Source organism: Ruegeria sp. CDSB086, from assembly GCF_059611065.1.
Genome location: NZ_JBXWOV010000007.1, coordinates 57,919 through 78,119, shown reverse-complemented (window position 1 = coordinate 78,119; position 20,201 = coordinate 57,919). Strand labels below are relative to the sequence as shown.

Annotated in this window: 22 protein-coding genes; 11 read left to right on the top strand and 11 right to left on the bottom strand. The window is 59.2% G+C overall.

Annotated elements, in window-relative coordinates:
* Window positions 1-3: 3 nt before the first annotated feature.
* Both AC2FIO_RS15355 and AC2FIO_RS15350 read right to left on the bottom strand, forming a co-directional pair.
* A complete protein-coding gene (locus tag AC2FIO_RS15355) occupies window positions 4-1,050 on the bottom strand; it encodes an MBL fold metallo-hydrolase (protein ID WP_496698706.1) in 1,047 nt (348 codons plus the stop codon).
* Window positions 1,050-2,753 (bottom strand): acyl-CoA dehydrogenase family protein, encoded by a 1,704-nt coding sequence (locus AC2FIO_RS15350; RefSeq protein WP_496698704.1) that lies wholly within the window; start codon window positions 2,751-2,753, stop codon window positions 1,050-1,052. The genes AC2FIO_RS15355 and AC2FIO_RS15350 overlap by 1 nt, the downstream gene beginning before the upstream one ends.
* Window positions 2,754-2,890: 137 nt before the next feature.
* On the opposite strand from AC2FIO_RS15350, the gene AC2FIO_RS15345 reads away from it, so the two are divergent.
* Window positions 2,891-3,841 (top strand): L-threonylcarbamoyladenylate synthase, encoded by a 951-nt coding sequence (locus AC2FIO_RS15345; protein ID WP_496698702.1) that lies wholly within the window; start codon window positions 2,891-2,893, stop codon window positions 3,839-3,841.
* Here the strand turns inward: AC2FIO_RS15345 and AC2FIO_RS15340 are convergent, their stop codons facing one another.
* Complete coding sequence (locus AC2FIO_RS15340) at window positions 3,842-4,396, bottom strand: YqgE/AlgH family protein (protein WP_109312945.1); 555 nt, start codon at window positions 4,394-4,396, stop codon at window positions 3,842-3,844.
* 145 nt (window positions 4,397-4,541) lie between these two features.
* Between AC2FIO_RS15340 and AC2FIO_RS15335 the strand changes: the two genes are divergently transcribed.
* Together AC2FIO_RS15335 and AC2FIO_RS15330 are read left to right on the top strand one after the other, a co-directional pair.
* Window positions 4,542-5,348, top strand: a complete 807-nt coding sequence (locus AC2FIO_RS15335) for a protein-disulfide reductase DsbD domain-containing protein (protein WP_058273586.1) — start codon at window positions 4,542-4,544, stop codon at window positions 5,346-5,348.
* 13 nt (window positions 5,349-5,361) lie between these two features.
* Window positions 5,362-5,781, top strand: a complete 420-nt coding sequence (locus AC2FIO_RS15330) for an NUDIX hydrolase (RefSeq protein WP_058273587.1) — start codon at window positions 5,362-5,364, stop codon at window positions 5,779-5,781.
* Here the strand turns inward: AC2FIO_RS15330 and AC2FIO_RS15325 are convergent.
* From AC2FIO_RS15325 to AC2FIO_RS15295, 7 genes are all read right to left on the bottom strand, one after another.
* Entirely contained in the window at window positions 5,778-9,176 is a 3,399-nt protein-coding gene (locus tag AC2FIO_RS15325) for an efflux RND transporter permease subunit (RefSeq protein ID WP_496698699.1), read from the bottom strand. The two genes, AC2FIO_RS15330 and AC2FIO_RS15325, sit on opposite strands and share 4 nt — an antisense overlap.
* Window positions 9,177-9,181: 5 nt before the next feature.
* Entirely contained in the window at window positions 9,182-10,636 is a 1,455-nt protein-coding gene (locus AC2FIO_RS15320; RefSeq protein ID WP_109312948.1) for an efflux RND transporter periplasmic adaptor subunit, read from the bottom strand.
* A 106-nt stretch (window positions 10,637-10,742) separates the two neighbouring features.
* A complete protein-coding gene (moaB, locus tag AC2FIO_RS15315; protein ID WP_496698696.1) occupies window positions 10,743-11,285 on the bottom strand; it encodes a molybdenum cofactor biosynthesis protein B in 543 nt (180 codons plus the stop codon).
* Window positions 11,286-11,291: 6 nt separating this feature from the next.
* The gene (locus AC2FIO_RS15310; RefSeq protein WP_282169841.1) at window positions 11,292-11,912 is read right to left on the bottom strand and encodes a LysE family translocator; all 621 of its coding nucleotides are present in this window, start codon (window positions 11,910-11,912) and stop codon (window positions 11,292-11,294) included.
* Window positions 11,909-12,508 (bottom strand): metallophosphoesterase family protein, encoded by a 600-nt coding sequence (locus AC2FIO_RS15305; RefSeq protein WP_282169842.1) that lies wholly within the window; start codon window positions 12,506-12,508, stop codon window positions 11,909-11,911. The genes AC2FIO_RS15310 and AC2FIO_RS15305 overlap by 4 nt, the downstream gene beginning before the upstream one ends.
* Window positions 12,505-13,272 (bottom strand): uracil-DNA glycosylase, encoded by a 768-nt coding sequence (locus tag AC2FIO_RS15300; RefSeq protein WP_496698694.1) that lies wholly within the window; start codon window positions 13,270-13,272, stop codon window positions 12,505-12,507. Before AC2FIO_RS15300 ends, AC2FIO_RS15305 begins: the two co-directional genes overlap by 4 nt.
* Before the next feature lie 10 nt (window positions 13,273-13,282).
* The gene (locus tag AC2FIO_RS15295; protein ID WP_160116550.1) at window positions 13,283-13,522 is read right to left on the bottom strand and encodes a hypothetical protein; all 240 of its coding nucleotides are present in this window, start codon (window positions 13,520-13,522) and stop codon (window positions 13,283-13,285) included.
* Between the two features lie 509 nt (window positions 13,523-14,031).
* Between AC2FIO_RS15295 and AC2FIO_RS15290 the strand changes: the two genes are divergently transcribed.
* From AC2FIO_RS15290 to AC2FIO_RS15255, 8 genes are all read left to right on the top strand, one after another.
* Window positions 14,032-14,967 carry an aspartate carbamoyltransferase catalytic subunit gene (locus AC2FIO_RS15290; protein WP_496698692.1) on the top strand — a complete coding sequence of 312 codons (936 nt, stop codon included), beginning with the start codon at window positions 14,032-14,034 and terminating at the stop codon, window positions 14,965-14,967.
* A complete protein-coding gene (locus tag AC2FIO_RS15285) occupies window positions 14,964-15,482 on the top strand; it encodes a hypothetical protein (protein WP_496698690.1) in 519 nt (172 codons plus the stop codon). Before AC2FIO_RS15290 ends, AC2FIO_RS15285 begins: the two co-directional genes overlap by 4 nt.
* Window positions 15,467-15,853, top strand: a complete 387-nt coding sequence (locus AC2FIO_RS15280) for a hypothetical protein (protein WP_496698688.1) — start codon at window positions 15,467-15,469, stop codon at window positions 15,851-15,853. The genes AC2FIO_RS15285 and AC2FIO_RS15280 overlap by 16 nt, the downstream gene beginning before the upstream one ends.
* The gene (locus AC2FIO_RS15275; RefSeq protein ID WP_496698686.1) at window positions 15,850-16,317 is read left to right on the top strand and encodes a hypothetical protein; all 468 of its coding nucleotides are present in this window, start codon (window positions 15,850-15,852) and stop codon (window positions 16,315-16,317) included. Before AC2FIO_RS15280 ends, AC2FIO_RS15275 begins: the two co-directional genes overlap by 4 nt.
* Window positions 16,314-17,594 carry a dihydroorotase gene (pyrC, locus tag AC2FIO_RS15270; RefSeq protein ID WP_496698684.1) on the top strand — a complete coding sequence of 427 codons (1,281 nt, stop codon included), beginning with the start codon at window positions 16,314-16,316 and terminating at the stop codon, window positions 17,592-17,594. Before AC2FIO_RS15275 ends, pyrC begins: the two co-directional genes overlap by 4 nt.
* Window positions 17,594-18,199 carry a glycerol-3-phosphate 1-O-acyltransferase PlsY gene (plsY, locus tag AC2FIO_RS15265; protein WP_282169848.1) on the top strand — a complete coding sequence of 202 codons (606 nt, stop codon included), beginning with the start codon at window positions 17,594-17,596 and terminating at the stop codon, window positions 18,197-18,199. The genes pyrC and plsY overlap by 1 nt, the downstream gene beginning before the upstream one ends.
* Window positions 18,196-18,462, top strand: coding sequence for a hypothetical protein (locus tag AC2FIO_RS15260; RefSeq protein ID WP_496698681.1), 267 nt, complete (start codon window positions 18,196-18,198; stop codon window positions 18,460-18,462). The genes plsY and AC2FIO_RS15260 overlap by 4 nt, the downstream gene beginning before the upstream one ends.
* 195 nt (window positions 18,463-18,657) lie before the next feature.
* The gene (locus AC2FIO_RS15255) at window positions 18,658-19,131 is read left to right on the top strand and encodes a YHS domain-containing (seleno)protein (protein ID WP_058273690.1); all 474 of its coding nucleotides are present in this window, start codon (window positions 18,658-18,660) and stop codon (window positions 19,129-19,131) included.
* Window positions 19,132-19,213: 82 nt separating this feature from the next.
* On the opposite strand, the gene AC2FIO_RS15250 is transcribed toward AC2FIO_RS15255, so the two are convergent.
* Complete coding sequence (locus tag AC2FIO_RS15250) at window positions 19,214-20,197, bottom strand: quinone oxidoreductase family protein (protein ID WP_496698680.1); 984 nt, start codon at window positions 20,195-20,197, stop codon at window positions 19,214-19,216.
* Between the last annotated feature and the right edge of the window lie 4 nt (window positions 20,198-20,201).

The window sequence follows — 20,201 nt, the reverse complement described above, 5'->3', positions numbered from 1 at the left end:
GCTTTACCCTTTGCGCTGAAACTCCCAGGCCCCGTCCGCGCGGCGCGTCCGGGTGACAGCTCCAATGTGGTAAAGATGGTTCAGATGTGCAACCGCTTCGACCAGCGCAAGCCCATACTCGCCACCGCTGATCTGCCGTTTGAACAAGGGCATGAAACATTCGGCAGCGGTCTTGGGCTGGTCCAAATACTTTTCCAAACGATCCAATGCACTGTGGTGGTTGTCGATCAGTTGCCTCATCCGGATGGGCAGCCCGGTGAATGGCAGCTTGTGCCCGCCCAGCGCCAGATGATCGGGTCGCGCCAGCCCCTGAAGCCGTTCGCAGGCCTCAAGCCATTCAGCAACCGGATCCGCCAAAGGTTCGGTGACATAGACACCCAGGTTGGGACTGATCGAACTGAGGATCTGATCGCCGGTGATCACCAGATTGTCGTCGCGGCTCCAGAATGTCGCGTGTTCGGGGGCATGGCCATTGCCCATATGAACATCCCAGTCGCGCCCACCCATGCGGATCACACTGCCTTGCTTGATCCGGGTGAAACCCAGCGGCATCGGATAAACTGTGTCGCAATAATTGAACGGGCGCTCGGCCATCCGCTTGGCAAGAACGTCGGGCGCCATTCCTGCACTGCGGTAATAGTCCAGCGTCTCTTGGGGCCAGCTTTCCTGAACATCCAGCTGTAGCATCCGCGAAAACAGCCAGGCCGTTCGCGACGCCACCAGTTCCACGCCATGTTCGGATTGGAACCAACCCGCATTGCCCACGTGATCGGGGTGATGATGAGTCACAACCACCCGCGTGATCGGCTTGCCCGCCAATGGGCCTGCCATCAGCTTTTCCCAGATGCGCCGTGTTTTGTTCGACGACATTCCTGTGTCGATCACGGTCCAGCCGTCGCCATCGTCCAGCGCATAAATGTTAACGTGATCCAGCGCCATGGGCAGCGGCAATCGCATCCACAGAACACCTTCGGCAATCTCGGTCGCCTCGCCCTCGGCCGGAGGCTCTGACCAGGGATATCTGATCGCCAAAGGGGTATCTCCGTCCATCAGGATACAAACTCCTCGGCGCTGAGCCCGAATACATCATCTGCCCCGTTCTGTGCTTGAACAAGCAGCCCAGCATATTCAGGCAACAGCGCGTTGATGTAATACCGGGCCAGCTTAAAGCGCGGGCCACCCGGTTCAGCCAGAGCCGACTTCAGGTGGTAATGTGCACCCAAAACGCGAGCAAAGGCATGCAGATAGGGCAACGCCCCGGCAAACCGGTTGTTCATATCAGACTGCGCCACCATCCACTCGGTCGCCTCGCGCAAGCTTTCGGTCGCTTCCCAAACAGGGCCAGCCAGTTCGGGCATGGTCGCCCGCGCCTGTTCGGCATGATCTTCGATCTCGTCCAGTAGGCGCGAGGCTGCTTCGCCGCCATCCATCATCTTGCGCGCGACAAGGTCCATGGCCTGAATGCCATTCGTTCCCTCATAAATCGCAGTCACACGGACGTCGCGATAATACTGAGCCGCACCGGATTCTTCGATGAAGCCCATACCGCCGTGGACCTGAACACCGGTCTCAGATACGCGCATTCCCGTCTCGGTGCCAAAAACCTTGCCAATCGGCGTCAAAAGTGCGGCACGAGACATCCAATCGGCGTCGCCCGTTGCGTTGGCCATATCGATGGCCGCGGCGTTGGCCAGCATAATCGCACGCGCAGCGAAAGTGTCAGCACGCATGCTCATTAACATCCGACGGACATCCGCGTGGTCGATAATGGTGCCCGAGGGGGTTTTGCCCTGCTTCCGCTCCAACGCATAGGCCAGCGCGTGCTGATAGGCACCTTCGGCTGCGCCCACACCCTGACCGCCAACACCTAGGCGCGCGTTGTTCATCATGGTGAACATCGCGGCCATGCCGCCATGTTCCTTGCCTACAAGCCAGCCTTTGGCACCGTCAAACTGCATCACGCAGGTTGGTGAGCCGTGCAGGCCCATCTTGTGCTCGACCGATACGACCTTCAGATCATTGGCCACACCGGGATTGCCGTTCTCATCCGGCAGCAGCTTGGGCACCAGGAACAGCGAAATGCCCTTGGTTCCGGGAACGCCATCGGGCAGGCGTGCCAGTACCAAATGGCAAACATTCTCAGCAAAATCGTTGTCACCCCATGAGATAAAGATTTTCTGCCCTGTCACAGAAAAGGTGCCATCCCCATTGGCTTCGGCTTTCGAAGTCAACGCACCCACATCCGACCCGGCCTGTGGTTCGGTCAGGTTCATGGTACCAGACCATTCACCTGCCATCATCTTAGGCAAATACAGCGCCTTGAGCTCATCGCTGGCGTGATGTTCCAGCGCTTCGATCTGGCCCTGTGTCATCAGCGGCGCAAGTTGCAGCGACAGGCAGGCGGCCGACATCATCTCGTTCACGGCGGTGGTCAGCGTCATCGGCAGACCCATGCCGCCATATTCCGGATCACCGCTCATCCCGACCCAGCCGCCTTCGGCTATGGCTTTCCAGCCATGGGCATACCCGGTCGAGGTACGCAGCACGCCGTTTTCCAAGCGCGCAGGCTCAAGATCACCGGGGCGTTGCAGAGGGGCCATCACCTCTTCGCAAAGTTTTCCGGCTTCGGTCAGAATGGCACTGACCACATCGTCGCTGGCTTCCGAGAATTTCTCGGTAGCAGCGATCTTGTCAAAATTGACCGCGTGGCGGAACAAGAATTCATAATCAGAGATTGGGGCGCGATATGGCATGTCTTCCCTCTAGGCTGTCTGATTGCGTTTACGCCGACGGGCTTGGAATTTCCACCGCCCACCTTTATGCATCTGGGTTCCACCGATTAGGTATCGGTCCAAATGCTATACGCAATCAAAACGCGGCGTCACCACCAATGATCCCCAACGGCACTCTGACATTAAACGCCGATCCTGCCGGAATTACGCAGGCGGCAGACCTGCTGCGTCAGGGTCTTCTGGTGGCTTTCCCGACCGAGACGGTCTACGGCCTGGGCGGGGATGCCCGTAACGGAGAAGCGGTGGCAAGCATCTATACCGCCAAGGGACGACCCAGCTTCAACCCGTTGATTGCGCATGTGGCCTCGATCGAAGCCGCCCAGCGGTTCGTGACATGGTCCGATCAGGCCGAGGCCTTAGCGGCCGCGTTCTGGCCCGGACCGCTGACTCTGGTTCTGCCACTGCGACCGGATCACGGGATTTCATCGCTGGTGACAGCCGGGCTGGACACCCTCGCCGTGCGAGTGCCAGCCCACCCTGCGGCCCGTGCGCTACTGTCCGAATTCGACGGCCCGGTCGCCGCGCCATCTGCCAATCCGTCCGGGCAAATCAGCCCGACCACAGCCGCGCACGTCCTGTCCGGCCTGAATGGGCGCATCGCCGCGGTGCTGGATGATGGGCCTTGCGGGGTCGGGTTGGAAAGCACCATCGTGGGCGTTGCGGGCGAGCCTGCCCTTTTGCGCCCAGGCGGCGTTTCGCTGGAACAGATCGAGGCGGTTCTGGATACTCAGCTGCACCACCACCAGCCGGGTGATGCGCTGAACGCGCCCGGCCAGCTGCAATCGCATTATGCTCCGGATGCGCCCGTTCGTCTGAACGCCAGCACCGCCCAAGGCGATGAAGTTCTGCTGGGGTTTGGCCCGGTGGACTGCGATCTGAACCTGTCAGCGAAAGGTGATCTTGCCGAGGCCGCTGCCAACCTGTTCGCCGCACTGCACAGCCTGAATGACACCGGCAGATCAATTGCGGTGACCCAAATTCCGGAACATGGTTTGGGTGCGGCCATTAACGACCGCCTGCGCCGCGCTGCGGCCCCGCGTAACGGCTGATCAGGCGCGTCCGGACTCGGCAGACAGGATCAAGGGGTCAACGCCTAAAGTCGCAAGCGCACCTCCCCATTTCTCATCATCGGCTACATCGAAGACCAGCTTGGACGACGCCTCGGTTGTGAGCCAGCCGTTCATCGCGATCTCATCCTCAAGCTGACCAGGTCCCCAACCCGAATAGCCCAGCACCAAAGTGGAGTTCAAAGGCCCGCGGCCCGAGGCAAGATCCTCGAGGATATCCAGCGTTGCCGTCATGCTGAACTCATCCGTGATGTGCATGGAATGCAGGTTCGCCTCGTAATCCGAGCTGTGCAGGACAAAACCACGCGACATCTCGACCGGGCCGCCGAAATGGACCAAACGTTCACCCACAACCGGAATCCGGCAGGGGATGTTGAGCTGACTCAACAGAGTTTTCAGCCGCAGATCCGAAGGTTTGTTGATAATCAAACCCATAGCACCATCTTCGCCATGGCTGCACAGGTACACCACCGAATGATCAAAACGCGGATCGCCCATGCCAGGCATCGCAATCAACAGTTTTCCGGTAAGATCCATGAGCCGACATCTCTTATCAGGTATGCTTCAACAATGACCCTTGGTCACCCGGAATGGCAAGGGATCAGCGCACATTTCAGCAGATTTCATCCCGGTTACTGGAACGTGACTTGGATTCTGTGCCGCAACCGCGCATTTATGAACCATGAGCGTAAAAAATGTATTACCGGCAATCGCCATAACCTTTGGTCTGGCCTTACCTGTAACAGCGCAGGTCAACGGCCCCGTTGCCGAGTTGGATATTCTGGATGGCGGACGCACCGCTAAAGGAACGTACCTCAGCGCCGTGCGTGTGACGCTGCAGGACGGTTGGAAAACCTATTGGCGTGCGCCGGGGGATGCTGGCATTCCGCCGCAATTCGACTGGAACCGTTCGAACAACGTCGGGGATGTGTCGATTACATGGCCCGCACCCAATGTTTTTGACCAGAACGGATTGCAATCGATCGGCTACGAAAACCAACTGGTTTTGCCAGTCGAGATCACGCCGAAAAACCCGGCCAAGCCCGTACGCCTGCAGGGAACGATGGATCTGGGCGTCTGCAAGGATGTTTGCATCCCGGAACAGCTGGATTTCGACCACACGCTGAACGCAGACGCCGGGCGCAACCCCACCATCGCCGCTGCACTGGCACAAAGGCCCTTTTCCGAACACGAGGCCAGAGTGGCCCATACCACCTGTCACCTCTCACCCACATCAGACGGGATGAAGATCGAGGCCCGGGTGACCATGCCCTCGGCAGGCGGTCGCGAGGTGGCCGTGATCGAGCCGGGGAACCCGGCGCTCTGGGCTTCGCAGACCGAGACGACGCGAACCGGCAACACTCTGATCGCAACCTCTGAGGTGATTAATGCATCCGGTGGACCGTTTGCGCTGGATCGGTCGGAAATTCGGATCACCGTGTTGGGGGCAAATCACGCAGTCGACATTCGGGGATGCAGCGCAAGCTGAGCCCGGTGATTTCATGACACAAACTCCAAAAATCGGCGCTTTGGCAGTAGTCCTGCATCAGGACCAAGTGCTGCTGGTTCAACGCAGCAAGCAACCTGATGCTGGGCTATGGGGGTTTCCTGGGGGTCACGTGGAATGGGGCGAGACTGTTTTGCAAGCCGCGCAAAGAGAGCTGCGCGAAGAAACCTCGGTCATTGCAGACCCACAGCACTACTTAGACAATCTTGATTTGCTGCGCTGGAACGAAAACGGCGACGTCCAGACACACTACCTGCTGGTAGGCGTGGCCTGTCAGTATCAAACCGGCGACCCCATTGCAGGTGACGACGCGCTCGATGCGCGTTGGTTCCCTGTGGACCAGATCCGCCGCGGCGAACTGGAGATGAGCAACCGCGTCATCGATCTGCTGGAAACCGCCCTGCGCCGGACTTAGGTCGCGGGCCTTTTGAGCCGGGTATAAAGCAAGCCTGAGACTGCCACGCTGAGGAACAGTATCAGCGCAGCACCTGTAACGAACGCGCCCAAGCCCATCCGAAGAATAGCCATGCCATCCTCGCCCGCATAAAGCCCGGACAAGAACCCGATGGGCGCGCCGTAAATTGCGGGCCACACCATCGTGACCGTAAACCATGAAAGCAAGGCGAGGCCCGAACACGCCAACGTCCCCTGCACCACACGGTCCGGGGCTCGTGCCGCCCGACGCATCGCGGTCATTGGGCGAGACAGATCGTTCAGAATGGCAAGCAACGCCGGGACTAGCAGCAGGACCAGCAACATTCCAAAGCCCAGCCCATAGACCAAAGTAATGACTGTGGGTTTGAGAAACTGCGCCTGCTGCGACCCTTCATACAGTAACGGGGTCAGCCCCAGAACCGTGGTCAGCGTCGTCAGCATCACAGGCCGCAACCGGTCTGCGGTGCCTTCAACTATCGAAGGCACAAGCCCGCGCTCTTTCTGGTAATCGTCGATGGTCGTCACCAAAACAATCGAATCGTTGATGATGATCCCCGTCATCCCCAGCAGACCGACGACCGTGAACATGCTTAGCGGAACTTCCCACAGGTAGTGCCCCCAGATCGCGCCGACCAACCCAAATGGGATAATCGCCATCACCACCAGTGGCCGCGTCCAGCTGGCAAACACCCAGGCCAGTACAAGATAGATACCCGTCAGGCACAGAATCAAGCCGGTGCGCGCCTCGGACAGGAACTCGTCTTCCTGTTCGCTCAGACCGGCCATCCGCCATTCGACCTGTCGTTCCGAGGCGATTTTCGGCAGGATTTCCTCGCCCATGGCACGTGCAATCTCAGCCGCGCGCGTCGGGTCATCTTCCGAGATGTCGCCATTCACCGATATCACCCGCAGGCCATTTTCGCGCCGGACGGTCGAGAAGCCGGACTTTCGCTCGACCGACACGATATCGGCCAACGGCACATACACTCCATCGGGTGTACGCATCAGAGTGCGCTCCAGGAAATCGGCGGTCAGCTCTCCTTCGGGCAGTTCAACCCTGATCTCGGCACTGCGCGGGCCATCCGGGAAGGTCGCCGCCTCGATCCCGTTCAACCGGTCGCGCAACACGCGTCCCAGCGTTTCGATCCTGAACCCCAGCGACTGACCCTGCGCTGTCAGGTCCAGAATGTACTCTTCCTTGTCATAGGCAAGGTTGTCTTCCAGCGCCGAAACTTCAGGGTATTTTGACAGCTCGGTCTGCAAGTCCTCTGAGGCGGATTTGAGCGTGTTCACATCCGCGCCATAGAACTGAACGTCAATGGCATCGCCACCGGGCCCAGATCGCCATCCCCGGAAGCTGAGCAGTTCGACCTTCGGGTGGCGCGGAACAAAATCCTGCAACTCACCCACAAACTCAAAGCTGGAATAGGGGCGCAGATCCGCGTCGATCAGCTCGATAGAAATACCACCCAGCAAGTCAGCGTCTTTACCATCGGCGGCGGCCAATCCCCATCCTGCGGACCCGCCCACCTCGGCCAGCACATAGTCGATCGGGTTACGACCGTGGCGGTCTTCATAAATTTGGCCCAGCTCTTCGGTCGCGCGCTGCAGTTCATGCATCATGGCCACAGTCTCGGCGCGGGTGGCACCTTCGACCATTATGAAGTTGCCCGTGACCGAGCCGCGCTCGGGCGCGTTAAAGAACCGCCAGTTCACATCACCTCGAATGAACAGGGCAACTTGGCTGGCCAGGATCACCACCATCATGGCAACCACCACATAGCGTGCCCAGACAACCCAGGCGATCAGCGGTCGGAACAGATGATCCCGTACCCAGCGGAACCCGCGATTGACCACGCGGTTGGGCAGATCATACCAGTGCTCTTTGGTGGAATGCGCGATGGCATGCGCCATATGGTTCGGCAGGATCAGGAAGCATTCGATCAGCGACGCAATCAAAACCGCGATAACGGTAAAGGGGATGTCGCGGATCAACTCTCCGAACCGACCACCAACGAGGGTCAGGCCAAAAAAGGCAATCACCGTCGTCAGGGTGGCCGCAAAGACCGGCATCGCCATGCGCCGTGCCGCCCGTTCGGCAGCCACCATCGGTGCCTCACCCAGCCGGCGCGCGCGAAAGTCTGCATGCTCACCCACGACGATGGCGTCATCCACAACAATGCCCAATGTGATGATCAGGCCGAACAGGGACACCATGTTGATCGACAGCCCGCCGATATACATAAAGGCAATCGCGGCAGACATGGCAACCGGAATGCCGGCAGCGACCCAAAAGGCGATCCGCGCATTCAGAAACAGAAAAAGCAGACAGACCACCAGGCCCAAGCCAACAAGGCCGTTGTCGACCAGAATATCCAGACGGTCGGTGATCGCCTGAGCGCGGGTTCTGATCAGCTCGATCGTCACACCTTCGGGAACGCTGGCCTGCATTTCCGTCACAACGTCTTCGACCGCGTGCTGGATTTCGATCGCGTCACCCAGGTTTGAGCGATCTACCCGCACCGACATTGCCGGATTTTCGCCCACAAAGTAGCTGCGATTGCGGTTGACCCCTTCGACCCGGATCTGCGCCACATCGCCCACCAGCAACTTAGATCCGTCCGCAAAATTGCGCAGGGCGATACCTTCGATTTCTTCGGGTGTGCGCTTTTCCGTACCCGTGCGAATACGGGCATTCGCGCCAGTCACATCACCCGCTGGGTTTGCGTTGACCTCGGCCGCGACAGCCGACGCGACCTCGGACAGAGTAATGTCGTTGGCAATCAGTTGGGCGGTCGGTATCTCGACCACGATACGCGGCGCAGCAAGCCCCCGAATCGTGGTACGAGTAACCCCGACCGCGAAAAGACGGTTGATTAATTCGTCCGTGAATTTGGCCAGTTGATCAGGATCGACAGGCCCGGTGACAACCACATCTGTAACCCGGTCCCGCCAGGCACCCCGCCGGATTGTTGGTTCTTCGGCATCGTCGGGAAGGCTGGTGACACTGTCGACAGCCGTCCGTACTTCTTCGACAGCGCGGGACATGTCCCAGTTTGGCTCGAACTCGAGCCGAATGCTGGCGCGCCCCTCGCGTGACGTGGACTCGGTGCTGGCGACACCCTCGACCGCCAGCAAGGCGGGCTCAAGCACCTGAACGATACCGTTGTCCACATCTTCGGGACCGGCCCCATCCCAGTCCACACTCACGTCGACGCGTTCCAGGATCACATCCGGAAAGAACTGTGCCCGCATGTTCGGGATTGCCGCTGCGCCCAGGACCAGCATCACCAGCAGCAGCAGGTTTGCCACTGTTTTGTGACGCGTGAAGTAACTGAGTATGCCGCCTGCCGCGCCGGGGATCTCGCGCATCATAGCGCTTAGCCCCCCGCCCTGTTTTCAAGCCGCTGGACAAGCGAGGCGGGCACCTTGGCCTCGCTCAACTGGCCCAGAACCCGTTCTTTTACGTCCTTTGGCATGCGGGTGCTGGCCTCAACCTGAGCGACCAACTTAGCGCGCTGTTCCACTGAAAGCTCAACCATATCCGGTGCGGCCCCGGCGCTATCATCTATCCGCAGGGGCCGGACACGCACGCCCGATCCCAGCAGCGGCGTGCGACCTATCACGACCTCACGCCCAACCAAACCTTCGCCGCGCAGCAAGACCTCATCGCCCTGACGGCGGATCAACTGGACTGGCAGCGCTTCGAGCCTGTCGTTCTCATCCAGCACCAACACTGTGCCAACAGCATCAAGAACCGAAGACGGCAGCAGTACTACGTTGTCCAGCGGTTGTTCCTGCACTGTGACGGTAACAAAATCGCCCGGCTTGAACCCCGACGCCTCATCCAGTCGGGCATAGATCAAACGCCCGGTCTGCCCTTCGCCCGCCGATCCGCTGTCGCGGCTAATGCGGCCTTGTGCGGTCAGGTCAGTGCCCGTGACCTCAAGCGAGATTGTCACCGGTGCGTCGATCAGATCACCGGCTGCGTCCAGCAATCGGACGTATTGCGCGGTTGAGACGCGGAATGCCACCTCCAATGCATTGGGGTCGACAAGTTCCGCCAGCTTTTCGTTCGCGGACACCAGCCGTCCTTCGACCAGCGTTACATCCGTCAATGTGCCCCCGAACCGGGCGCGGATTGTCATATCATCCAGATCGCGTTCAGCAGCCTCAAGCGCAATGCGGGCTCGTGACAACAGGGTGGTCGCCTGATCGACGCGGGATTCGGCCTGGGCCAGTGCAATCCGCCGCGCCAGCACCGCCTGCTGCGCAGCAGCCTTGGCCAGCTCGGCCTCTTCCACAGATGCTGCGGCCCCGACCCCGCGGGTCTGCAAATCCTGTTGGCGCTGCAAGGCGCGCCCGCGCAGCTCCGCCTGCGCCTCAGCCGAGTTCAACTCGTCCTGTGCTAGCAGCAGCGACCGCTCCGCGTCACGCTCTTCAAACTGCGCGTCCAGCAAATCGGATTTTGCCCGGTCCAGCGCGGACTGGGCGTCTGCGGGATCAAGTTCGACCAAAACTTCGCCTGTTGTTACCACACCGCCATCTTCAAAATCTTCGGCCAGCCCGACAACGCGCCCGCCCAGTGCGGCGCGCAACTCTAACCTGCGACGGCTTTGAACCTCGCCGAAGGCTTCAAGATATGGGGTGACGGTCTCCAATTCCGCAGACCGAACAGAAACGGCAAAGACACGCTCGCGCGCCTGCGGAGCCGACTCCTCCCGCGTCAGAACGTCTTGCACGGCGCCCGAAATCATCTGCGCCGCCACAAACAACAGGGCCACTGTCAACGACGTCAAAAAGACTCCAACAAGGCTTTGCCTCAGAAATCGCATATAAAATTCACCCCGGTTGCATCAGGCTGCCATTAGCAAAAGGTAGCTGGGCAGCAAAAAATGCCAAGCCACAAAGCGGTTATGAACGGTTTAACGTGCGACCAGTCTACTTCCGTCGCAAATGTTCGTCCAATCTGGGCATTATTTCGACGAAATTGCAGGGACGGTGGCGATAATCGAACTGTTTCTCCAATATCCCGTCCCAGGCGTCCTTGCAGGCTCCGGGACTGCCGGGCAATGCAAACAGGTAGGTACCACCCGCCACGCCACCGGTCGCACGTGATTGCACGGCCGACGTACCAATCTTCTCCATTGAAACGATTGTGAACACCGTGCCGAAAGCCTCGATTTCCTTCTCATAGACATCGCGATGCGCTTCGACAGTTACGTCGCGCCCCGTCAAACCGGTACCCCCGGTTGAAATTACCACATCTATTTCCGGGTTAGCGATCCAAGTCCGCAACTGATCAGCGATCTTGTTGCGTTCGTCCTGTATTATGCTGCGATCAGCAACGTGATGCCCGGCGCGTTCGATGCGGTCCACAAGTGTTTGGCCGGATTTGTCCTCGTCCAGCGACCGCGTGTCCGAGACGGTCAGCACGGCGATACGGACCGGAATGAAGTCTTTGGTCTCATCAATGCGCGACATGTTTCCTCAGGCCCTTTCCAAGATGGCAAGCCGGATCGCGAGAGCTGTGAAGATCCCTCCGGTCACCCAGCCCATGATGCGCGAAGCGCGCGGGTTCGCGATTAGCATCCGCCCCGCACCACCGGCAAAAATTCCCACTAGGCCATTCACCACAAATCCGCCCAGCGCAATGATGGATCCGAAAATCAGGAACTGCAGCAGGATCGAACCCGCCGCCGGGTTCACGAACTGCGGAATAAAAGCCAGAACAAACAGAATTACTTTGGGGTTGGTCAGGTTCACCACCAGCCCGTCCCGGAATGCCAATTGGGTGGGACCGGAGGGAGCATCCGCAGAAACCGTCCCATTCCGAAACGCCCCCCAGGCGAGATACAGCAGATAAGCAACGCCCATCCAGCGGATCACATCGAACAGCCAGGGCATCGTCGCCACAGCCGCTCCTAGACCAAGACCCGCTACCAGAACGTGAACCATCGATCCGACGGAGATACCTGCGCTGGCGGCGATTGCAGGCCGCGCCCCGGACCGCAGCCCCTGCCCAAAGCAGAACATCATGTCCGCCCCGGGGGTCAGGTTCAGGGCAATTGCCGCCGGGATAAACGCCAGCAGCGTAACTGTTTCAATCACGTGGTGACCTCGAACCAATTTACTGTGGGGCCAAGATTGGCGATCTGCGTCACGCCGATTGCGCCTCGGTAACCCCAGCTGTCATGGATATGGCCACAAAGGGCAAATTGCGGCTGCAACCGCTCGATTGCGTCACGGACCGCCACCGATCCTACCGCATCACCCGTCGACGTAAGATCGCCGTGACCCTTGGGCGGAGAATGCGCGATCAGGATGTCAGCCCCTTCGCAACGATCCAGCAACTCAGCCGCTTCAGGATCCGTCAGATCACAGGACCACTCACCGAATGGCGTCACCGGCACGCCGTAACCAAGGCCAAACAGACGCAGCCCATCCACGGTCATGCCTGTCCCATGCAAAACATGCACGCCTTCCGGCGCAGCCTCGGCCAGCTCACCTGCACTTTCGGCATTGCCCGGCACCAGAACCAGCGGCGCATTGATACCAGAGAGCATCGCCATCGCGTCATCCAGACCTTGCCGCATGTTGCAATAATCTCCGGCTCCGATAACCAGATCGGCCTCATCGCTGGCTGCAACAACGTCTGCGGCACGGTTTCGCGCCATATGCAGGTCCGAGAATGCGAGGATTTTCATGCCTTGCCCTCCAGCCTTGCTTTGAGCTCCAGCAAATCGGACCATGCCTGCCGCTTCATCTGCGGTTGACGTAGCAAATAAGCCGGGTGGAACATCGGGATAACCGGCAAGTCCATCGCCTGATCCCACTGACCCCGAAGCCGTGTGATCCCCCGTTTGCCCAGAACAGCCTGACAGCTGATATTGCCCATCACCACCAAAACCTCGGGTTTGGCCAAGGCCACGTGCCGTTCGAGAAACGGCTTCAACATGCCAATCTCTTCGGGCTTGGGATCCCGGTTCTGCGGTGGGCGCCACGGCAGGACGTTGGTGATATAGACGTTTTCGGTCCGCTTCAGATCAATCGCGGCCAGCATCCGGTCCAACAACTGACCGGCGCGTCCGACAAAGGGCTTGCCCTCGCGGTCCTCATCGCGGCCCGGGGCCTCTCCGATAATCATCACCCGCGCACCCGGGGTGCCGTCTGCGAAGACCAACTGCCGCGCACCGCGCTTCAACTCGCAATGGTCAAACGCGTCCATGGCCGCCTGCAACTGATCCAGCGACCTTGCAGCCTGTGCCGCAGATTTCGCAACCGCAACCGGATCAACTTGCTTGGGTTTTTCTCGTGCGGTCTGGGCCTTTGCGGGTTTCTTGGCTTTGGGCGCAGTATCCGGCAACGCATAGCGATCCACCGGTGCATCACCGATCGCATCCGTTGCGCCCAGCTCGATCTGCCATTCCAGCAGAGCACGGGCAGTATGATAGTCCAAAGCCGATTCCATACCCCTCAATCTAACCACCTTTTGAACGAGGGAAAGCAGATAGACCTTGATTGGTCAGTCCATCGCGCCGACGATTGCCATATTCATGTTGTCTGTATTGCGATTCTTGTTTCTTGGTTTGCTGCTGATCATTCTCAGCAGTCCTACTTCTGCGCAGTTCAAAGACAGATATGGCCAGTGCCGCGCGGGCCAATTCAAATGTGGCAGCACATGCTGTTCGGGTGGCCAAAGATGCAGCTTTGATGGCCACTGCATTCCTCTGGGCGGCACCTATTGCGGTGGCGGTAGAACCTGCGGGCCGTTCGAGCGCTGTGTGGCGGGCGGGACCCGATGTGCCCCAGCGGGGCAAAACAAATGCAGGTCGCGTCTGGATTGCCCCGGCGGCAGCATCTGCAATGCCCGTGGCGAATGCGAGCGTAACACACCTGACATTCTGGAACTGCCTTCACTGACATGCGACGACGGTCGCATTTGCGGATCCGGATCGTCTTGCCTGCCGGGTGGCGGATGTTCACGCCCCGGCTGGTATCTTTGCGAAAAAACCGGATCACAGTGCCGTCAGGGGTTCAAGTGCTCCAAAAATCAGGGCTGTGTTCCCGTCAAGGCCATCGATTGCGGATACGGCAAGTGGTGCAAGCCCGGCGAACAGTGCCTGCCCGAAGGCGGATGCGAGAAACTGCCCGAAGGATCTGATCCTTAGGTTGCCTTGCGCAGCGCGGCTTCCTATAAGCGGCGCGATTGTCAGACAGGAGCCCGCCAATGCGTTTCGCCCATCGTCACCTTCTTGGCATCGAGCATCTGTCGCAATCCGATATTACTGCCATTCTCGATCTGGCCGAGAAATACGTCGACATGAACCGCCAGTCGACCAAGCATTCCGACGTGCTGTCGGGCCTGACCCAAATCAACATGTTCTTCGAGAACTCAACCCGCACGCAGGCCAGTTTCGAAATCGCAGGCAAGCGGCTGGGCGCGGATGTGATGAACATGGCGATGCAGGCCAGCTCGATCAAAAAGGGCGAGACGTTGATCGACACAGCGATGACGCTGAATGCGATGCACCCCGATTTGTTGGTGGTGCGCCATCCGCATTCCGGCGCGGTCGACCTGCTGGCGCAGAAGGTGAACTGCGCGGTGCTAAATGCCGGTGACGGCAAACATGAACACCCGACGCAGGCTCTGCTGGACGCGCTGACCATTCGCCGCGCCAAAGGTCGCCTGCACCGCCTGAACATCGCGATCTGCGGCGACGTCGCACATTCCCGCGTGGCGCGGTCAAACCTGATCCTGCTGGGAAAAATGGAAAACCGTATTCGTCTGATTGGACCACCGACGCTGCTCCCAAGCCAGTTTGCCGAGTTTGGCGCCGAAATTTACGACGACATGAACGAGGGCCTGAAGGACGTCGACGTCGTGATGATGCTGCGCCTCCAGAAAGAACGGATGGATGGCGGGTTCATCCCCTCGGAACGGGAATACTATCACCGCTATGGTCTGGACGCCGCTAAGTTGTCGCAGGCCAAACCGGACGCCATCGTCATGCATCCTGGCCCAATGAATCGCGGTGTTGAGATTGACGGAACGCTGGCGGACGACATTAACCGGTCCGTTATTCAGGAACAGGTCGAAATGGGCGTCGCCGTTCGCATGGCCGCAATGGAACTGTTGGCCCGCAACCTTGGTGAGGCCGCATGAGTGATCTGAACGTCGCCCCACATGAACACGGCGTCCTGCGCTTGTTTCAGCTGGACATGCGCCCGGAAGAGGCAAAGTTCCTGCGCGAACCCGGTGCGGCAGACCAGATTCTGGGTGTCGAGGGTCTGGATCTGACCCAGATCGACGTATTTCCTGTCTCGGACCTCGAGGAACTGGGTCTTTATGGCTATCTCAACGAAGGGTGCGGCGTCCCTAAAGATCAGCTGGACCGGGCTGCGCTGGAGAGCATTGAAGGCTGGGTCATGGTCGTGCGCAGTGCCGCTTTTCAGGGACGTGCCGCCACTTTGCAACTGGACCCCAAAGTGCACCAGATCGGCCTTTATACCGAAGAGGCGACAAGCTGGACCGGTGGAGCAATTAAAACCGAAAGCGCGAAACCGTTCTCGGCCCCGCAAACGCCACCACGCGACGACAAACCCGGCCGTATTGGGTCGGCCATGCTGGCAGTGGTGGCGCTGGTGGTCATCGGAGGCATCCTATGGCTGATCCTGTGACCTTCACCCCCGACAAAGGTGCGTATATCCGCACGAATACATGGCTGGCCGCCGGGGCCATGGCTGTCGCGATGATCGTGCTGTGGCTGGTCGGCAACCCCTATGTCTGGACCGGGGCGCCTGCGGGTCTTGCCGCGGTTGCCTTTCGCGCATGGTACCTGGCCTCAGAAGAACTGACCACCACATGGCAGATGACGGACACCACCCTAACCGGCCCCGGCCCGCGCAATGTGGCGCTGAACCAGATAGAGGCAGTCAACCTCATGGGCAGTTTTGTCCAGATCGTCACCAAGGGTGGCGACAAGCATCTGATCAAGTATCAGGCTGACCCCGCAGCCACCAAAGCCGCCATCGAAAGGGCGATTAGATGACAGCCGCAGAAGATTGGGTGCGTTCAAAGATACCTCTAAACGAAGAGGTTTTGTGGGTCGGTCGACCCGATCAACGCGTGATCCCAAAGCACTCGTCTTTTTTTGGAAGTTGGCTAGCTGTTATTTCTTTAGTGGTTTTGATTCCAGTACTTTTCTTACTGAAGGTGTCGTGGGAATATCTGCCGCTCTACATGCTTCCGATAAGCACAACCGCTATTTTGTTCATCGATTATTACAATCGCACGCATTGCATCTATGCGGTTACAAGAAACTCTGCATGGATCATCAGGAAGCTTTTGATTTCAAAGCAACCGCGTATTAAGCGCGTTGAAATCATTCCATCTCTTAATATCAGGCCCGCGCCATTTGGGATCGAACTAAAGCCGTTCTTTTTCTTTGATAGCCTAGAAGACAAAGAAGCCGCTTTGGCGGCATTGCACCAAGCCCAAGAGGCCTCGAAATGACTGCTGTACTTTTCACCAACGCCCGCCTGATCGACCCGGAAACCGGCACCGACAGCCTAGGCTGGCTGCATGTATCCGATGGCCGGATTGCTGCGCGCGGCGAAGGGGCCGCTCCGACGCCGGAGGCGCAGGTCGTCGATTGTGGCGGGCAGTGCCTTGCCCCCGGCATCGTCGATATCGGCGTCAAGGTCTGTGAACCGGGTGAGCGACACAAGGAAAGCTATAAATCTGCCGGTCTGGCCGCTGCGGCCGGAGGCGTGACCACCATCGTGACCCGCCCCGATACCAGCCCCGCGATCGACACGCCCGAAAGTCTGGAGTTCGTCACACGCCGAGCGCAGGCCGACACTCCGGTCAACGTCCTGCCAATGGCCGCGTTGACCAAAGGTCGCGAAGGCCGCGAAATGACTGAGATCGGATTCCTGCAGGATGCCGGTGCCGTCGCCTTTACTGACTGCGATCACGTGATCGCCAACACCAAGGTGTTTTCCCGCGCCTTGACCTATGCCCGGGCCTGTGGCGCGCTGGTCATCGCCCACCCGCAAGAACCCATCCTCAGCAATGGTGCCGCAGCCACCAGTGGTAAGTTCGCCGTGCTGCGTGGCCTGCCCGCCGTCTCACCAATGGCCGAGCGGATGGGACTGGACCGTGACATCGCTTTGCTAGAGATGACCGGGGCCACCTATCACGCCGACCAGATCACCACCGCCCGCGCCCTGCCTGCGCTGGAGCGGGCCAAGCGGAATGGGCTGGACATCACGGCAGGTACGTCAATCCACCACCTGACCTTAAATGAGTTGGACGTCGCCGACTATCGCACCTTCTTCAAGGTCAAGCCGCCGCTGCGATCCGAGGATGACCGGCAAGCAGTGATCGAAGCGGTGCGGACCGGCCTGATTGATACGATCAGTTCCATGCACACGCCTCAGGATGAGGAAAGCAAACGCCTGCCGTTTGAAGAGGCAGCCTCCGGCGCGGTAGCGCTGGAAACCCTGCTGCCCGCCGCCTTGCGTCTGTATCATGCCGGGCAGTTGGACCTGCCGACACTGTTCCGCGCAATGGCCCTAAACCCGGCGAAAAGATTAGGGCTGGAAAGTGGCCGTCTGTCCGAAGGCGCGCCTGCGGATCTGGTGCTGTTTGACCCGGATGTGCCCTTTGTGCTGGACCGGTTCTCGCTCAAATCCAAATCTCAGAACACACCGTTTGACGGCCAGCGGATGCAGGGTAAGGTCACCGCAACTTTCGTTGCAGGACAAGAAGTTTACCGGAGATCCTGATGCCGATCATCGACAGCACAATGACCCAGCTGATCCTGTGGGCGGCACTTGGATACCTGATGGGGTCGATCCCGTTTGGCATGGTCCTGGCCAAGGTGATGGGGTTGGGCAACTTGCGCAACATCGGATCGGGCAATATCGGCGCAACCAATGTTTTGCGGACAGGCAACAAGACCGCCGCTGCCCTGACCCTGATCTTCGACGCCGCAAAAGGCGGAGTTGCCGTACTGTCGGCGCGTGCACTGGCGGGCGAGGATGCTGCGCAGATCGCGGCGCTGGCAGCACTTTTGGGCCATTGCTTTCCGGTTTGGCTGGGATTTAAGGGCGGAAAAGGGGTCGCCACGTTTCTGGGGATCTGGCTGGCGTTGGACTGGCGCGTCGGTGTGGCCTGTTGTTTGACTTGGTTGGTTGCTGCTGCAATCTGGCGCATCTCATCCCTTGCGGCACTTGCAGCGGCGGCAACGTCCACTATCTGGGCCCTTCTGCTGACAGGTTCGCAAACGCTGCTACTGGCTGGCGTCCTGACCCTGTTGGTCTATTGGCGCCACAGCGCGAATATTGCCCGCATCAAATCCGGCACTGAACCAAAAATCGGGCAGTCTTGAGCGTCCCGAACGCCTTCCTGACCGCTTTTTTTGCCATCCCCAAGGGGTCGTCGACCGGGCGTGCCCACGGCAGGCGGTATATCGTCAGTCGAACGGAATTTTCAGACGGCAAGTCGCAGAAACTTGTCGCACGCGCACTGGACGGCAGCGACTACATCAGCCTGAACCTTTATCTGACCAAACGCGGATCTCTTCTTCGCCCCTGCGAAATGCCCGCGGAAAAAGTCACCGAATTCGTTTTGGATCTGACGCCCGATACCTAAGGCCTACCCTGCATTTGTGAACAGTGCCTCTTCGCCCCTGCACATTCACAATTGATTGCTTTGAACGTGATGGGCCGCCTGCCCACTTGGGTTCCGTGACGACCAATTGCGGGTCTCACGGACAAAAAAACTCTTGGGTTGTCTGGGCGCAATTTTCTGCGTCACGTGGCAGCCCCTTCACGAAAGGTGAAAACAATGAACAAGTTCAAATCTCTTATCGGCGGCGTCGCGCTGTCTGTTGCCATTGCAAGCTCGGCTCTGGCCGCTGGTGTTGAACTGAACGCAAGCTCGACCGGTCTGGCCATGCAGGGCTATGATCCGGTTGCCTACTTCACCGCTGGCGAGCCGACCAAAGGTGACTACCGCATCACCACACTGCACAACGACGCGATGTATCGCTTTGCCAATGAAGAAAACAAAGCCGCGTTCGAAGAAAACCCCGAGGCGTACCTGCCTGCATATGGCGGCTACTGCGCATTCGGCGCTGCGATGGGCTTCAAGTTTGACGGTGACCCGACCTATTGGAAGATCGTTGACAACAAGCTGTACCTGAACCTGTCGCAAGACATCCAGCAGCGCTGGGAAGGTGACATCCCTGGTTTTGTCGAACAAGCCAGCGCCAATTGGGAAACCATCGCGGATAAAACACCTGCGGAACTGCAGCAATAATTTCTGACATCCCCCAAACAGGCGGCGGCAGAGTATTCTGCCGCCGCTTTTCGTTTCAAGATCAAACATCAACGAGTCGGTCTTACGGTTCAAGAACGGTGCTGCCTGTGGTCTGACGCGCTTCAAGCACCCGATGCGCCTCGGCCACCTGATCCAACGGGAACCGCTGATCGATGTGGATTTTGACCTCGCCGCCCTCAACCTTGCCGAACAGCCGCCGTGCCATTGCCTGACAGACGGAAGGGTCGGCGATATGGGTAAACAGGGTCGGTCGAGTGATTTTCAAGGATCCTTTCTTGCCCAGAATCCCGATGTCCATCAAAGGAACCGGCCCCGAGGCATTGCCGAATGAGATCATCATTCCCAAAGGCTTCAGGCAGTCCAGCGAGCCATTGAACGTATCCGCGCCGATGGAATCCATGACCACATCCACACCTTTGCCGCCGGTGATTTCGGCCACACGTTCGGCAAAGTTCTCGGTCCGGTAGTTGATGCAATGCGCAGCCCCGTTGAACTGCGCGAGGCTGCATTTTTCGTCTGTTCCGGCTGTTCCGATCAGGGTGATGCCCTCGGACTTGGCCCATTGGCAGGCAATCAGACCAACGCCACCGGCGGCCGCGTGAAACAGAACCGTGTCACCCCGTTTCAAAGGCGTTGTCCGGTGAAACAGATACTCGACCGTCATCCCCTTGAGCATCATCGCCGCAGCCGCGTCAAAAGAAATCCCTTCGGACAACGGACACACCTGCGCCGCTGGCATCACGCGCGCCTCACAATAGGCCCCGGCGGGAGCTGAGGCATAAGCTGCGCGCTGGCCCGGTTTCAGATGGGTAACACCTTCGCCAACAGCCTCAATCACACCTGCCGCTTCCATGCCCAGCGCGTGCGGTAAATCCATCGGGTACAACCCGGTGCGCTGATAAACATCAATGAAGTTCAGCCCACAGGCCCGGTGGCGGATGCGAACCTCGCCGGGTCCGGGGTCGCCCAAGGGCCGGTCTTCGATCTTTAGAACTTCGGGACCGCCGTGTTCATGAATGACGACGGTTCTTGCCGTTTGCTGCATGCTG